Below are 14,988 nucleotides of genomic sequence, written 5' to 3' on the forward strand. Positions count from 1 at the left end.
AAGTCATTAGTCATGAGTCATTAGTCCTTAGTCCTTAGTCCTTAGTCCTTAGTCAGAAGGAAGAAGGAAGAAGGAAGAAGGAAGAAGGAAGAAGGAAGGAAGATTTTTCCCACTCTCCCCCTCTCCCACTCTCCCCCTCTCCCACTCTCCCACTCTCCAACTCTCCCCCTCTCCCCTCTCCCCTCTCCCTTTAGCTGGCAACACTTTGCAAACCTCCTAAAGGTTCAGTTAGGTCACTTGTGAGAGGAACTTCTTCGGGATGTGGCAAATACTGAAATATCTGTTCTAATCCCGTGAGTTCAAATAGCATTCTAACTTGTTCGCTCATAGCAGATATCAAAAGTATACAGGCGCTGTCTCTAACTAATTTCACGATCGCCACTACAGCCATTAACTCCGAATTTTTCAAGAATTTTATATTTGAGAAATCCAGCATCAGAATTTTGCCGTCGCTTTCAATTAGGCGCTTTATTTCTTTTTGAAAATAAAAAAAATTGAGATTTTTCCAAAACCTCATGAGACAAAATTATTTTCACGATCACGCTCATTTTTACCTCAATCCTTGTTTGAATTGTTAAAAAAAAATTTTGAGGGAAACCAAGTAGGGTGCGCACTGCGCACCTTACATTTTCAACTATCGCCGTAGACTTTTCCCCACAAAATCACAGCTTACAGCTATTTGCTAGCAGATTTGCCGTTGCCATTGACAGCAACGACTTCTAGAGAAACAGCGGCTGGGAGTTCGGCAACTGCGTTCGACGAGCTTAAATTAGAGGCAGAAGCGTTAAGATTGCCCACCATTTCAATCATCGGCTTGGCTGTAATCTGAGTATAAGTTGTCAAAGCTTGAGCGACAACTTGATCCATGTTATAATACCTGTAAGTCGCCAGCCTCCCCACAAAAGAAACTCCCGGAGTGGCATCAGCCAAAGCCTTATATTTCTTGTATATTTCGGCATTTTCCGGACGAGGCACCGGGTAATAAGGGTCTCCCTCAGCTTGGGGATATTCGTAGACAATGCTCGTTTTGAGATGCTCTTGTCCGGTGAGGTATTTAAACTCCGTGCAGCGAGTATATAAATGCTCGTTCGGGTAATTTACCACGGGTGCTGCTTGGTGTACGGGTACGTTCAGCGTCTCGTGCTTGAATTCTAAGGAACGGTAAGGCAGTTTGCCATAGCAATAATTGAAATAGGAATCCACAGGGCCGGTATAAATCATTTCCCCGTAAGGAATAAAACCTTCAATCTCCCGGTAGTCGGTATTCAGCATCACCTTGATGTTTGGGTGAGACAGCATCTTTTCAAACATCCGAGTGTAGCCGTGCAGGGGCATTGCTTGATAGGTATCGGTGAAATAGCGATCGTCCCTGTTAGTGCGGGTGGGTACGCGCGCAATCACTGATTTGTCAAGTTCTGACGGGTCTATTCCCCACTGTTTGCGGCTATAGTTGCGGAAGAATTTATCGTAAAGTTCGCGGCCGACTTTGCTGACAACGACATCTTCGGAAGTGCGAATATAATCTTTTGGTTCGGCTACTTTCGCGAAGAAATCTTCGACTTCAAATGATGTCAGATTCAGCCCATAAAGTTTATTTACAGTGTTGAGATTGATCGGAATTGGCAACAGTTGACCGTCCACGCTGGCGAGGACGCGATGTTCGTAGGGCCGCCAATCGGTGAACTGCGAAAGGTACTCGAAAACAGGGCGCGAATTAGTGTGAAAAATGTGGGGGCCGTATTTGTGAACGAGGATGCCGTGGTTGTCGTAGTGGTCGTAGGCGTTGCCACCGATGTGATTGCGGGTATCAATTATCAAGACTGTTTTGCCCGCCTGAGTTGCTAGTCTTTCGGCAATGACGCTACCTGCAAATCCGGCTCCGACAATTAAATAGTCAAACATTAAAGTACCTCTATTGTTTGGTAATTTGTAATCTGTAATCGGTAATTTGTAATCGGTAATTGGTAATTGGTAAGCTAGTATGGTTGAGTGTTAAACCTCGATATTTCTAACTTAAAACTTTTAGCCTGTCATCTGCTTTTGCCTTTCTGCCTTCGATCGCACTTTCGATCAATTCCAGCATTTCACCCCAGGTATTGTCCCAAGAATTGTCTGCTAAAAAGGCATCCACTTCGCCCAGCCACTTGGCGCGAACTTCCGAACTTTCGCCCAGGATTGCTTCAGCAGCAGCAACGAATTCTTCAACATTGCTCGCAATCCGAACCAAGCCGTTTTCTCCGTAGGGCCGCACCACGTCGCGGATCGGAGTAGAAATCACCGGTTTGCCGGCAGCGAGGTATTCGGGAGTTTTCGTCGGACTAATAAATTTAGTCGATTCGTTAATCGCAAAAGGCAGCATTGCTATATCCCACCCGCCAAGATACGCTGGCAGTTCTTGATAAGATTTGCCGCCGAGATAGTGGATATTTGGGTGAGTTGGTAGAGTTGCCTGGTCGATTTTCACCACCGGGCCAATGATGACTAAATGCCAGTCCGGTCTCGCTTCCGCAATGCCGCCCAGCAGTTCGATATCCATGCGTTCGTCTATGACGCCAAAAAATCCCAAACGCGGGTGAGGAATGTCTTTTTGATCCGCAGGTGCTTTTGAAATATTCCTAGCTGCGGCAAAGTGTTCTTTTTCGATGCTGCTAGGGAAAGCATGAATGTTTGGGTGCTGGTGCTGCTTTGCTTCGTAGAGGCTGTGTCCGCCTGTAAATACGACGTTGGCGCGCTTTAATAGTTGGGTTTCATTTGCTTTTAAATCCGGGTGTGCGCCTTGGAATGCTGACAGTTCATCCATGCAGTCGTAGACTACAGCTAGCGGTTTTAAGTGGTTGGTAAAACTGACAGCCATTGGTGTGTAATACCAGAGAATGTACTGGCTAATTTCTGCTGATTGAAACAAATCATCGAGCATGGCTTGCTGAGCAGTTTGCACTGTTTGTTCGCTGATTCCTTCGCTCAGGTGCGGTACTATTACCCAGACTCCGGTTTCGTGAATGCTGACATCAAGCCACCAATCAGTTGCCGCGTTGAAAACAGGTTCTTCTATAAAGAATACGCGGCGATTTTTGGCACAGCGGCCTAAGAGATGTTGCGGACGCTGATAGACGAAATTCCACCGCAAATGAGACAAACAAACTAAATCCGGTGCATCTAAAGCAGCAGCTTTTGATAAGTTGGCTGGCGAGGGAGCGAATTGAGAGGGAGATTTTGCTGGATCTATCCAGGTAAATCGGATCTCCCATGCTCGACCTTTATTGCTATAATTATTGTTTATTGAGCTTTCTGGCGGGGACATAATTAGCCTCGATAATTGGTTGATGAAATTTTTTCCAGGAAAATTTAGTAATGAAAAATTGTCAATAAGATATCTTGCTTGGCAGTGTCTTACTGAAAGTCGCAAGCATTAATCAGAGAATTTTTATTGGCGAACAAGCGGCGCATTTATTAGACCAAACAAGGCAACTGCTTAGCTGCGTAAAAACACGCTTATCTGCTTTTTTCAGGAGTGAAACTTGGAGATAAGTTAATTTTGTTAAACTTGCTATTGCTGCTAAATCTAACTCAATTTTACTGCTATTACTTCTATCTGAAGGATGACTTCGATCTCAGGGCGCGCCTAGCTTGCACTCTTGGTTCAAAAGCGGTTAAAATACCGATCGCTCTTGTGAAATGACTCTTAATTGGCAGGTACGGGTTAAAAACTAGCGAGTTTTATGGATTTATTTGGTAAAACAGATAAAATTTGGGATTCCGGGACAGCTTCGTTTCACGAGTTTTTGTTGCCCTGTGATTTCAGAAAAGTCGCCTTTTTTAAACTTATCCGATCGCAGGTTGGCCAATTTTGTATCTTAATATACAAGTTCTCTGCCTAGATTTATGACTTCCGATAGATTAAGAATTGATAGTTTATGTATTCGCCTTAAACCGACATCTTATACCATTGTCAATCATACCGGAGAAATCTGGTAAAAGCCACGAGAAACCTAGGATTTTACTCGATTCAGTGGCAAGAAACCAAGATGACGATATTGGTGCTCTGGGTGCGAGGTTAAAGTCATGCGCAGAGCACCAATTTCAATCATCCGTCTTAGGGAGGGTTCCTCAATATATGCAATTCCCCCACCAAATATCGCTGCCAACCCGCGACTCAAAGATACCACTTTGAAAAGTCTTGCTGAAAAGTCTTGCTAGAATTATTAATTCTATATAAATTATCTGTCATTTGTATGATTACCCGCCGGACATTCCACCGTGCCGTTTCCCTACAAATTATCGCCTATAATTTCTATGTGGCAATTTTTCATAATTGATATAAACTCCAAAAAAACGCCGCTTTTCAGGGCGGCGTTCTTTTTAATTAAGAATTATAAATGGGAATTATGCCATTTTTAATGCTTAATTTCCTAACAATCGTAGTAGAGAGCAAACTCGTAGGGATGAGGACGTAACCGCATCGGGTTGACTTCGTTGTCGAGTTTGTAGGAAATCCAGGTTTGGATGAAGTCTTCGGTAAAGACGCCTGTTTCTGTTAAGAAAGCGTGGTCTTGTTCTAAAGCTTCTAAAGCGGCTTCCAAGGAAGCGGGAGTTGAAGGAATTTTGCTCAATTCTTCAGGGGAAAGGTCGTAGATATCCACGTCCAAAGGTTCGCCCGGATCGATTTGATTCTTGATGCCATCTAGGCCGGCGCACAGCATAGCTGCAAAGGCTAAATAGGGGTTGGATGTGGCATCGGGACAGCGGAATTCTAACCGCTTGGCTTTGGGGTTGGTACCAGACAACGGAATCCGCACTGATGCCGATCGATTTCCTTGAGAATAAGCTAAGTTTACAGGAGCTTCAAAGCCCGGAACTAAACGCTTGTAGGAATTAGTCGTCGGGTTGGTGAGTGCCAAAAGTGCCGGCGCGTGCTTGAGAATGCCGCCGATGTAATGCAGTCCCATTTGACTGAAACCTGCATATTGATCGCCTGCAAATAACGGTTTGCCGTCTTGCCAAATCGACTGGTGAACGTGCATCCCGGAACCGTTGTCGTTAAACAGCGGTTTGGGCATGAAGGTGATGGTTTTGCCGTATTTTTTGCCGACGTTTTTGATGACGTATTTGTATGTCATTAAGTAGTCAGCGGCTTGGACTAATGTTGCAAAGCGGAAACCGAGTTCGCATTGACCGCCGGTGGCGACTTCGTGGTGGTGCTTTTCGATTGGTACGCCGCATTTTGCCATTGTCAGCAGCATTTCCGTTCTCATGTCTTGAGAGGTATCGGTTGGTGCTACTGGGAAATAACCTTCTTTGTAACGTGGTTTGTAACCGAGGTTGCCGCCTGCTTCTTCTTTGCCGGAATTCCAGCGACCTTCGATCGAGTCTACGTAATAGTACCCGGAATTTTGGGTTTGGTCGAAGCGAACGTCGTCAAAAATGAAAAATTCTGCTTCCGGGCCAAAGAATGCTGTATCGCCGATGCCGGTGGTATTTAAGTAGTCTATGGCTTTTTGGGCGATCGTGCGGGGACAGCGACCGTATGGTTCGCCGGTGCGGGGTTCTTTGATGCTGCAAATGAAGCTGATGGTGGGTTCTGCCATGAAGGGGTCAATCCACGCGGTGGTAGGATCGATGACCATTGTCATGTCTGATTCGTTGATGGCTTTCCAGCCGCGAATGCTGGAACCGTCGAAGGGTACGCCGTCTGTGAAGGCGGTTTCGTCGATTTGGTCGTGGTACAGGGAAAGGTGTTGCCAGATCCCCGGCATATCGATGAATTTTAGGTCAACGATCAGGATTTTATTTTCTTTTATGTAGTTTAGGGCTTCTTGGGGTGTCTGGAACATGACTTACTCCTGATGTTAGTTGTGTCTTGGCGATCCTCTTCGAGGGCTTCGCTAACGGCAGATTTTAGACTGTTTGGGCGATCGTAGGCTTTCAGTAACCACGTTTTTGTAGCAAAAGATACAAAATATTCAAAGTGCGCCCAGTGCGGGCGGGCAGTTCGTGATTCTTGCCTGGTCTATGTTTCGGCTGTTGATCTAAGGCAAAAGGCTGAACTTTGCGGTCAGTTGCTGGGGAGGGACTACCCTCTGTGCAAATCCTATCTCAAATCTTAATCAAAGGCCGATTTGTAGTAGTCTACAATAGGCGGTCTATCTCAGATAGAAAAGTATTGATAAAGATTTTTGGGAGAGAAACTTATGCGCGATGCAGTGACGAGCCTGATTGAAAATTATGATGTTGCTGGTAGGTATTTAGACCGAGATGGTATCGATCGGTTGAAATCTTATTTTGCAACGGGCACAGCACGGGTACAGGCGGCGGCTGCGATTAACAGCAATGCTGCGGAAATTGTCAAGCAAGCTGGTATTCAGCTATTTGCTGAACAGCCCGAACTGATCCGTCCCGGTGGAAATGCCTACACGACTCGTCGCTACGCGGCTTGTTTGCGGGATATGGACTACTACTTGCGCTACGCTACTTACGCCCTGGTGGCTGGAAGTACCGATGTGCTGGACGAGCGCGTGCTGCAAGGTTTGCGGGAAACTTACAATTCTCTGAGCGTTCCCATTGGCCCGACGGTGATGGGGATCGGCATTATGAAGGAGATGGTTAAGGCTCAGGTGGAAGCTGCCGGCTTGTCTGTGGGGCCTTTTCTGGAACAGCCTTTTGATTACATGATTCGCGAATTGAGCGAACAAGATATTTAAGTCAAGCAAGCTGGTTCTTTTAGCAGCAAATTGTATTTGTGGCTTGCAGTTAGGAGCCGTTGGATCGATCGCTTTTTTGGGCATCCGTGCCTCCAAGCGATCTTTTTTATGGGTTAAAAATCGCCGATACATCCCCAGACGAGGCATTTATCAAGGGGATTTTTAGTTTGGCCGCGATCGACTTGTTCGGCGGTTGTGGCTTCTACTTCGCCGTTTGCGTAAAGGATGTGGATGATGTTACCGCTGACGAAGGCCAGGGGATTTTCTTGACAAAAGCCCGGATTTCTGATTGGAAAGTTAAAGTTTTTTATGATCGATCGCATTTTATTTGTAACCGTTTGACCTGTAGCTACATAATCCGCTATTCGCCAAAGTTTTTGTGTGATTCTACGAATGTTTGTCTGTGATTGAACTCAACACGGAGAGCGTTCTCAGTCACATAATGTGAGGTGAGGGCGATCGCCCACCAGATCTGGAAAACCCGGAAAAAATGGCGGTGGGCGAAGAAGGCCAGCTTCTACTGGGAAAACCAGATGGTAGCCAAAAATCAGCAGTCGGGCTTGTGCGTAAGTGCTAATCTGATACTGTCCTAAACCCGATCCGTACAGATTAAAAACCTTGGCTAAACAACGAATAGACACTTTATTGGTAGACCTAGATTTGTGCACTTCCCGACAACAAGCTCAGGCCTTGATTCGGACTGGGAAAGTCTCCATCAACCAGCAGGTAATTGACAAACCAGGGACTGAGGTTGATATTGCAGCAAATATTCAGATTAAAGAGCGATCGCGCTACGTTTCCAGAGGTGGCGACAAATTAGCCAAAGCTTTAGAAGTTTTTGCGATTCCCGTCGCGGGCAGAATTTGTCTCGACGGCGGCATTTCCACAGGCGGTTTTACCGACTGTCTGCTACAAGCCGGCGCGACTCTAGTCTACGGCGTAGATGTGGGCTACGGTCAAGCAGATTGGCGCTTGCGTAACGATCCGAGGGTAATTTTGAAAGAACGCACCAATTTGCGGTACATGACGGCTACAGAACTTTATGGGGAGTCTGGGCGAGCAGATTTGGCGGTAGTGGATGTGTCGTTTATTTCCCTCGATAAGGTTTTACCGGCGCTGTGGGAATTGTTGGCACCGCCGCGAGAAGCGGTATTGTTGGTAAAGCCGCAATTTGAGGTTGGGCGCGATCGCGTCGGGAAAAAAGGCGTAGTCAGAGACTCAGCAACTCAAGCCGATGCGATTTTTCAAGTGTGGAAGGCAGCTACAGCTTTAGGATGGCAGGAAAAAGGCTTAACGTGGTCGCCTTTACTTGGCCCGGCTGGTAATATCGAGTATCTTTTATGGTTGGGGATCGATCGCGAACCGGAACCAGACGAAAGTGCGATCCTCTTCGAGGGCTGCGCTAACGAAGAAGGTGTTGTGAAGGAACGGATATCAGAAGTCGCCAAAGCGGCCGCGCGGGAACTTGTCAATCGATTGTAAATTTGAGATTTGAGATTTGAGATTGACTGCAACCGATCGAGCTAATCAATTTTACAATTCAAATTTAGAACTCCAGATTTATCTAAAATTTCAAATTGTTTTGTCAATCAGACTCCTAAACTTTCACTTAGTGAATAATTCCATGCAGCCATTAAAACAAGCCGGTTCGATTTTCCTGTACATCCTAGGTGGCATCGGGTATTTAGCGATTGCAGCTACTATTGTAGGCGTTTCAATTCTGATCAAATTCGCAGCTCTGCTGCTGGCAGACAAATTATTATATACAATTCTAATTATCGGTGATTTGTTGAGGGGCATCGAAATTATTGAACTGTTAAATATCTTAATATTTGCTTTTATCGGCATGGGATTTGGCGTGGCTACAAAACTTTTGATTCCTCAATATGGACGGCAAATTAGTGCGGCTTTGTTGATAGTTATAGTTCCCTTGGTTTTTATGAGTACGCCAGCTATTAGATATAATGCTTGGCTGGAAAAAGTAGGGGAATCGGATAACTTATTGCCTGCGGATACTGCAACATTAACTAACTCATTTTTGCAGAGAAAGGTAGGATTGCAGGGTTTTCTCGGTTATTACGTATACACTGGTCAGTTTCCGGTGATTCCGACCAAACAATCTGAGATGAAAGACCTCGACAGCTTTGAAAAAAAAGTTAATTCCAGATTTGTGCAGTTAACGGGTGTGGCTCCGACGATTGTTTCTTGGTCAATGCGGGTTTGTTTTTGGCTGATTAGACTATTTTATTTTTCTATCGCGGTAATTGCGACGATTGTTCATTTTAGGGAAGGCGTGAGAATCGCGGGAAGATAAGACTCGGCGGTTGAAACCGCGACTATACAAACGAAGTCTGCCTCCGCGGACTGAAGAGAAGACTCGGCGGTTTCAACCGCCGAGTCTTCTGCAATTTTTAGGACTCAGTAATCAGTTGACCAATTTTTTTTAAGACTTGAAGAACCGTATAAAGTTCATTCATTAAAGGAAGCGGTGAAAATATTCTTGATAAGTCATATTGAGGTGGATTCTGAAAGTCTAGCTTGACGAATACAATTTCACTGCCATTTGTCATCGCAGCAAAACTAGGTCTATCCTTACGGGGATTGGCGGTCATGTATGCTAGTGTTTGGGGAAGTGCAGACATTACTGAAATGGTGGTGCGTTTCGACTCTAAGAGTGTCACCCAGAACTGATTTTGCATCACTAAAACATCAATCCGTCCCTTGAGAGTTTCTACTTCCTCATCCTCCTCCTCTAAAACAATTCTTACAGATTTTTCAGCAGTCATTTTAAAAGGTGAATCGTAAAAACCTGCTCGTTCCAATAGAGGCGAACCCATGATTAGGGTGACAGTTCCTTCTGTCAGATTTCCATCATTGAGATGATAGAGATATCGCCGCCGAATTAAATTGAGAGCACTTTTATCAGCTTCTGTAATTTCGGGCAAATCTGCATACCATTCGGGAAAAAATCCCTCGGATTCAGTGCGCGTAATCCTGAATCGAGATTCAACATCTGCTAAAGTTGCAATAATTTCAGTAATGGCTGTTGTTTGTGTCATATTTTAAACTCTTGCTGCAAGCGATCGATAATTGTATTACGCTCGATGGTAGCTAGAATTTCTTGAATGACGGTATCTTGTCCCATCGGGCCCCAGGTGCAGCCTTTTTCTAAATAAACTTGGGCGGCGCGACCGACAGCATAGGTTCCGTAAGCTGCTAAACTAGCTTGAGTGACAGCAACTCCGGCGAAAGTAGAAAAGCCGATTTGCGGGGCGACAGCCGCTGCACTTTTACCAAATCCCAAGAGGAAACTGCTACCTAATTCTCCCAAAAGTACGCCGCCTGCGCTGGAGAAAATAGTTTGCCAAAGTTTCCCGGCTTCGTAACCAGTCATGGGTAAACCGTAAAGTCTGGATAAAGAGCGAATTAAGGCTAAATCTGCGACTGTTGCTCCCATTACATCGAGGAAAGCAACGGGATTTAAGCCTACCGCTAAGGCTTTATATTTTGCAAATTGCCAGATTAAATCGTCGGCTTCTGTTTGCCGCAATTTGAGAACTTGATGGGCAATATTTGCTTCGGCATCCCTAGCTTCTACTAAAGCATTGAGTGCGAGGAGCGATCGCCCTTCTCTGTTAAGAATTGTCAAAATCTTGTGTTTGAGTTGGTCTATCTGGGCGGGAGGCGACTCCCATTCGTGGGTGACACTTCCATCTGACCATTCGACGCGCACTTGTACCGGTGCGGGTTCGGCGGCTACCATGACTATTTCTAAAGATTTAGCAATTTTAGGAGCGGATTTTGGTGTAGATTGATCGGAGGTGTTGTTTGGGCGATCGCCCGAAATTTCCGTATCTGTGGCATCTGTCACCGTATCTGCTGCTAACTGTTCGGAATTTCCCAGTGATTGCAAACTTTGGTAAATAGCTTTTCTGTCTAATTCTGGATACAGATCAATTTTATTAAAAACCAAAATCAGCGGTTTTTGAGCGGTTTGCAATTCGCACAAAGCTTGATATTCAGTGCGAGTGATATCGCCCGCTACAACAAACAGAATTAAGTCAGATTGGCGAGTTACTTGTTTGGCCATTTCGCCGCGCACTTCGCCACCAACTTCATCAATTCCGGGAGTATCAATTAATTCTACTTGGATTTTTTCTGTACCTTCGGCGGTGGGAATAGAGGGAATTGTCCAGCGCACGGAACGCGGCCACTGAGTCACGCCGTTGAGAGGGCCTGTTTGCAGGATTTTTTGACCTAAAAGTGCGTTTAATACGGCTGATTTGCCGCGACTGACAAGACCAAAGGTAGCAATGCGAATGACATTATGATCGAGTTTTTCCGAGGTAGAAGTTAAAATATCTAACTGAGTTTGCAGCGCGGCTTCTAATTCTGTATTATTTGAGTTTTTTTTGCCTTGGCGCAGGTGGGAGTAGCGCGCGAGGGCTTGGCGCAAACTGGCGCGGGCTAGGGATAGGCGATTTTCTTGAAGGGAATTGTCAGCCATTGGCGATCGGCTTTTTTAAGCAATGTAATTGAGCGTGGAAATATAACATTCTATTTCTTATTTTAATACAATTTTTGATAAATTTCTAGCTGTTTATTTGGGAGTTATGTAGGGACACGGAACTGTCAAGGCCTGTTAACAACCACGTCAAACCCTTTGTATATCTCGTTTACTGCCGAGGCCAGATCCCCCTAAATCCCCCTTAAGAAGGGGGACTTTGAGAATGCTCTTGTCCCCCCCTTTTGCAAGGGGGGTTAGGGGGGATCTGGCCCTAATCGTCAGACAGACAAGGTTCCTGGCCGCCCTTGCCTCCAGGACTATTTAATTGGCGGCCGAATTAACAACCTGGGGCCCAGATGTCTGAGGCGAGAGACGACTTGCAACTTGGTTGATGAAAGCTTGCAAGAAGGAAACTTGCTGATTTTGCATAAATACTGCTTGCAAAGTTTTCGTCAGTTCCGTAAGATTGAAGATGCCTTTAGCATTTTCCAATTCTTGAGTTGAGAAATATTCAATCAAACTCAGTCCAGCTATTCTGGTAAAATATGCTGCACTAATTCCCTGCACCGCGCCTCCTGCTGCATAGGTAACGGCATTGCTTTTCAGCAGTCCCGTAATAGTTTGGGTAGACAGTTCTACTAATCCCAGTTTGAACATTTGGGTTGCTAAAGTTCCCGCTACTGTTTTAGCTTGGTCTAAGGAAAACTTTTGCTGGTAGATAGCGCCGAGGTCGATTACGAGTTGGGTGCTGATGGCGGTTGTTGCTAACAAGTCTAAGGCGGGAACTGGGTTAGCAAAAACGGCGGCGGCGGCGATATACTGATATTGTTCGATGATGGGCATTGCCCGATCGCGCCGAACGACATTTAATAAGGTTTTTGCCTCTAATTTGATACTTGCAGCCTCGCGCACGGCACTCGCCCAGACCAACTGTTGCCCTTCTTGAGCTAAAATTTGAGTCAATCTTGCTGTCAGCGACTCAAGTTGAGAGACTTGATTTTCGATGCGTTCTTTAAATGTGCCGTCCGCTTGGTGCTGACGAACTTTAATCGAATTGGGAGAAGCTGCGATCGCAATTATATCTTCTGTCCCCAATATTCCTTGCATTTTCTGCTGCAAAGAGTTCAAAACCTGCGACTGCTGCGCTGGCAAATATTGGTCTAGTTTGTTCCAGACTAGCAGCACGCGCTGACCTGCGGACGCTAGTTGAGATAATGTTTTAAACTCGGAATCGGTGATGTCGCCCGCTGTCACAAACAGCACTAAATCACCGCCGATTTTGGTATCGATATTTGTTGTATTGGCAAACAGCGCTGCTGTTTCTGAGAAAATCTGCTTTTGTGGCTGTTGAGATGCCCAATTAGAGTTTAGAACTTGAATTAAGGCAGTTTTACCGACTGCTTTGCCGCCTGTGACGGTAATCCGCAAGTCTTGTCGGTCTAATTCGGCTTTGAGTCGATCGAGCTTTGCTGTTAGATGAGCCGGATTTGCCGAGTTTTGAGCTTCCAAGGCGAGCAGTTTAATTGCTGCTTCGGCAGTCGCGATCGCTTTTTCGGCTGCTTCCCGGTTGGCCAGGGGTTGCGGGAGTGCGAGTTCGAGTTTGGGGGATTGTTGTTTCCACCACCAATACCCTGCACCGGCTGCCGCCAAGCCGATGAGTGCCGTTTCGCCCATTTCTGAACCCGAATGCTGGAGAGTTTCCAACAGCCACAGCGCTGCTGAAAGTCCTATTCCGCCTATCAAAATCGGTCGCCGCAAGTTAAGTGTCATTTTTCCCTTCCTGTGGGTATTATCGCCAAGCTTAACCTTACCGGGCTTGGCATCCCGGACTATCTTCTATGGTAACTCTGCGGCATCCAAACTGGCGATCGGGCTACCCGTGCGGATTACACCCTAAAGTTTTTGGACAAGTGCAAAATTTTTGTAGTAAGGACTTCAGTCCTTGCAGTTGAGTTAAGCAAGAAAAAAGTGAAGTCATTACTACAAACTGTTAATCTTTGAGAAATCGGACGGGTAATTGTCTAATCTCCCAAACAAATTCCCAAACCGCGCGCCGTTTTAACCAGAGTACCATCGAAGTCTACGGGTCTGTATTTGGCGATCGCATCTTCCAATGGAACGCTGACAACTTCTCGCTGCTGCCAAGATACCATGCGGTCAAATTTCTCTTCGGCAATTAAATCAACTGCTGCGACGCCAAAAGCAGAAGCAATTAATCTTTCTAGCGAAGAAGGTGTTCCCCCGCGTTGAGTGTGTCCCAAAACGGTGACGCGGGTTTCTGCACCGCTACATTCAGAAATTGTATCAGCTAAATACTGACCGATTCCGCCTAATCGACTTTGACCTAAGCGATTTGTGTGCATTACTAATTCGCCTGCTTCTGTGCGAACTGCCTCCGCTACTACAATTAAACAGTAGGTTTTTCCACGGTCTTGGCGTTCTTTGATTTTGGCACAAATTTGGGAAATTTTGTAAGGAATTTCGGGAATCAGAATTATATCAGCTCCCCCAGCTATTCCGGCACTAATTGCAATATGTCCGGCATCGCGTCCCATGACTTCAACAATGATCACGCGGCTGTGACTTGCTGCGGTAAAATGTAAGCGGTCTAGTGCTTCTGTGGCAATATTGACAGCAGTATCAAAACCGATCGATCGCTCGGTAATTCCGACATCATTATCAATAGTTTTAGGAATAGCAACTAAATTCAAATTGCCTTGTTTGGCAATCTTCCTGAGAATGGCTAGACTGCCATCGCCACCTATGACAATTAAGGCATCCAAACCTAGTTGATGATAGCCTTCGATAATGTCATCAGAGCGATCGCGCACAGTCCCATCAGGCATCGGGAAGGCGAAAGGGTTGCCCTCGTTTGTAGTCCCTAGCATCGTACCGCCAATGGTCAGCCAGGAGTCTACTTTTTCCACATTCAACGCAATTGCTTCGGGAGGACGACTCATCAACCCTTTGGTGGCTTGACGAATACCCATCACTTGCCAATTGTAAGTTTCCGTGGCGCGGTAAACAACGGCTCGAATCACTGCGTTTAAGCCGGCACAGTCACCCCCGCTGGTGAGAATGCCGATACGTTTTTGTTCTCCCATAATTAAGCCAGACTTTTGTTGCTCAGAACATGAGTTGATATTTTTAGATCCCGATTCGTTCAATCCTGATTTTCGACCTAATTTAGTGGCTCAAAAGTCCCAAATCACAGTCTCAAATACAACATAAATTTTACTTGGGATTGAGGCGTTTAGAAACTTGGTTAATGATGCCGCTGAGAATTGCACCGCCCATGAGAATGCCGAGAGCGGGATTAAATACGGGCTGCCACAGACTGTACCATAAATCGAAACCGAGATTCACCCCGGTCGATCGCCCTGCTACGGCGATCACAAACCACGCAAAAATAGCAAAGACGAAAAATACATCCGCTACTAGAATCAAGTTGAGGAAGTTAAGAATTTTATCTTTCATGGTCGAGGGTTCCTTTTGAGTGTATATTTGTCGAGTTTTGGCAAGCGGTTGTTCATTCAGTTGACAGTTGACAGTTGACAGTTGACAGCTTGGCTTGAGCGAAGCCGAGGGGAGCCAGTCGTTGGGTTGACAGCACTTGACAAAAGAAGTCCGAGGATTGGAGTAATCAATAGTCTGATTTTAATCTCTCCCTACAAGGGTTCAGGCTTTAAACCAATTCTTTCTGGTAATGGGGCGGATGGATAGCTGCAACAGGCGATCGAATCAAGATAAAATATCATTCAATTGTTTTCGCATACTTGTGGT

The 14,988-nt window shown here is 45.7% G+C and carries 13 protein-coding genes; 3 read left to right on the forward strand and 10 right to left on the reverse strand.

Features of this window, described 5'->3' with window-relative positions:
• Positions 1–190 precede the first annotated feature (190 nt).
• The 4 genes from K4039_RS28795 to glnA all read right to left on the reverse strand — a co-directional run bounded on the left by K4039_RS28795 (position 191) and on the right by glnA (position 5,831).
• Positions 191–517 carry an STAS domain-containing protein gene (locus K4039_RS28795; RefSeq protein ID WP_265239938.1) on the reverse strand — a complete coding sequence of 109 codons (327 nt, stop codon included), beginning with the start codon at positions 515–517 and terminating at the stop codon, positions 191–193.
• Between the two features lie 158 nt (positions 518–675).
• On the reverse strand, positions 676–1,902 hold the full coding sequence (gene glf / locus K4039_RS28800; protein ID WP_265239939.1) for a UDP-galactopyranose mutase: 1,227 nt from the start codon (positions 1,900–1,902) through the stop codon (positions 676–678).
• A 106-nt stretch (positions 1,903–2,008) separates the two neighbouring features.
• Positions 2,009–3,301: a glycosyltransferase family 1 protein gene (locus K4039_RS28805; protein ID WP_265239940.1), complete on the reverse strand. Its 1,293-nt coding sequence runs from the start codon at positions 3,299–3,301 to the stop codon at positions 2,009–2,011.
• Positions 3,302–4,409: 1,108 nt separating this feature from the next.
• Entirely contained in the window at positions 4,410–5,831 is a 1,422-nt protein-coding gene (gene glnA, locus K4039_RS28810; protein ID WP_265239941.1) for a type I glutamate--ammonia ligase, read from the reverse strand.
• Positions 5,832–6,188: 357 nt separating this feature from the next.
• Between glnA and apcB the strand changes: the two genes are divergently transcribed.
• A complete protein-coding gene (gene apcB, locus K4039_RS28815) occupies positions 6,189–6,698 on the forward strand; it encodes an allophycocyanin subunit beta (RefSeq protein ID WP_265239942.1) in 510 nt (169 codons plus the stop codon).
• A gap of 113 nt (positions 6,699–6,811) precedes the next feature.
• Here the strand turns inward: apcB and K4039_RS28820 are convergent, their stop codons facing one another.
• Entirely contained in the window at positions 6,812–7,021 is a 210-nt protein-coding gene (locus K4039_RS28820) for a hypothetical protein (protein ID WP_265239943.1), read from the reverse strand.
• Positions 7,022–7,316: 295 nt separating this feature from the next.
• Here K4039_RS28820 and K4039_RS28825 point away from each other — a divergent pair, with 295 nt between their 5' ends.
• Both K4039_RS28825 and K4039_RS28830 read left to right on the forward strand, forming a co-directional pair.
• Entirely contained in the window at positions 7,317–8,180 is an 864-nt protein-coding gene (locus K4039_RS28825; protein WP_265239944.1) for a TlyA family RNA methyltransferase, read from the forward strand.
• Positions 8,181–8,322: 142 nt separating this feature from the next.
• Positions 8,323–9,012 carry a hypothetical protein gene (locus tag K4039_RS28830; RefSeq protein WP_265239945.1) on the forward strand — a complete coding sequence of 230 codons (690 nt, stop codon included), beginning with the start codon at positions 8,323–8,325 and terminating at the stop codon, positions 9,010–9,012.
• A gap of 97 nt (positions 9,013–9,109) precedes the next feature.
• Here the strand turns inward: K4039_RS28830 and K4039_RS28835 are convergent, their stop codons facing one another.
• The 5 genes from K4039_RS28835 to K4039_RS28855 all read right to left on the reverse strand — a co-directional run bounded on the left by K4039_RS28835 (position 9,110) and on the right by K4039_RS28855 (position 14,682).
• Positions 9,110–9,757, reverse strand: coding sequence for a type I restriction endonuclease subunit R (locus tag K4039_RS28835; RefSeq protein ID WP_265239946.1), 648 nt, complete (start codon positions 9,755–9,757; stop codon positions 9,110–9,112).
• Positions 9,754–11,205 carry a GTP-binding protein gene (locus K4039_RS28840; protein WP_265239947.1) on the reverse strand — a complete coding sequence of 484 codons (1,452 nt, stop codon included), beginning with the start codon at positions 11,203–11,205 and terminating at the stop codon, positions 9,754–9,756. The genes K4039_RS28835 and K4039_RS28840 overlap by 4 nt, the downstream gene beginning before the upstream one ends.
• 321 nt (positions 11,206–11,526) lie before the next feature.
• On the reverse strand, positions 11,527–12,975 hold the full coding sequence (locus tag K4039_RS28845; protein WP_265239948.1) for a YcjF family protein: 1,449 nt from the start codon (positions 12,973–12,975) through the stop codon (positions 11,527–11,529).
• A gap of 251 nt (positions 12,976–13,226) precedes the next feature.
• Positions 13,227–14,309, reverse strand: coding sequence for an ATP-dependent 6-phosphofructokinase (locus K4039_RS28850; protein WP_265239978.1), 1,083 nt, complete (start codon positions 14,307–14,309; stop codon positions 13,227–13,229).
• A 130-nt stretch (positions 14,310–14,439) separates the two neighbouring features.
• Positions 14,440–14,682, reverse strand: a complete 243-nt coding sequence (locus K4039_RS28855) for a hypothetical protein (RefSeq protein WP_265239949.1) — start codon at positions 14,680–14,682, stop codon at positions 14,440–14,442.
• Between the last annotated feature and the right edge of the window lie 306 nt (positions 14,683–14,988).

Source organism: Lyngbya sp. CCAP 1446/10 (assembly GCF_026130175.1).
In the GTDB taxonomy this organism is placed as follows: domain Bacteria; phylum Cyanobacteriota; class Cyanobacteriia; order Cyanobacteriales; family Microcoleaceae; genus Microcoleus.

Bases quoted from the DNA above. Each gene is read 5' to 3' on its own strand.
- K4039_RS28805 (WP_265239940.1), bottom strand. From the start codon at position 3,301: ATGTCCCCGCCAGAAAGCTCAATAAACAATAATTATAGCAATAAAGGT.
- glnA (WP_265239941.1), bottom strand. From the start codon at position 5,831: ATGTTCCAGACACCCCAAGAAGCCCTAAACTACATAAAAGAAAATAAA.
- K4039_RS28845 (WP_265239948.1), bottom strand. From the start codon at position 12,975: ATGACACTTAACTTGCGGCGACCGATTTTGATAGGCGGAATAGGACTT.
- K4039_RS28795 (WP_265239938.1), bottom strand. From the start codon at position 517: ATGAGGTTTTGGAAAAATCTCAATTTTTTTTATTTTCAAAAAGAAATA.
- K4039_RS28820 (WP_265239943.1), bottom strand. From the start codon at position 7,021: ATGCGATCGATCATAAAAAACTTTAACTTTCCAATCAGAAATCCGGGC.
- K4039_RS28855 (WP_265239949.1), bottom strand. From the start codon at position 14,682: ATGAAAGATAAAATTCTTAACTTCCTCAACTTGATTCTAGTAGCGGAT.
- apcB (WP_265239942.1), top strand. From the start codon at position 6,189: ATGCGCGATGCAGTGACGAGCCTGATTGAAAATTATGATGTTGCTGGT.
- K4039_RS28840 (WP_265239947.1), bottom strand. From the start codon at position 11,205: ATGGCTGACAATTCCCTTCAAGAAAATCGCCTATCCCTAGCCCGCGCC.
- glf (WP_265239939.1), bottom strand. From the start codon at position 1,902: ATGTTTGACTATTTAATTGTCGGAGCCGGATTTGCAGGTAGCGTCATT.
- K4039_RS28835 (WP_265239946.1), bottom strand. From the start codon at position 9,757: ATGACACAAACAACAGCCATTACTGAAATTATTGCAACTTTAGCAGAT.
- K4039_RS28830 (WP_265239945.1), top strand. From the start codon at position 8,323: ATGCAGCCATTAAAACAAGCCGGTTCGATTTTCCTGTACATCCTAGGT.
- K4039_RS28850 (WP_265239978.1), bottom strand. From the start codon at position 14,309: ATGGGAGAACAAAAACGTATCGGCATTCTCACCAGCGGGGGTGACTGT.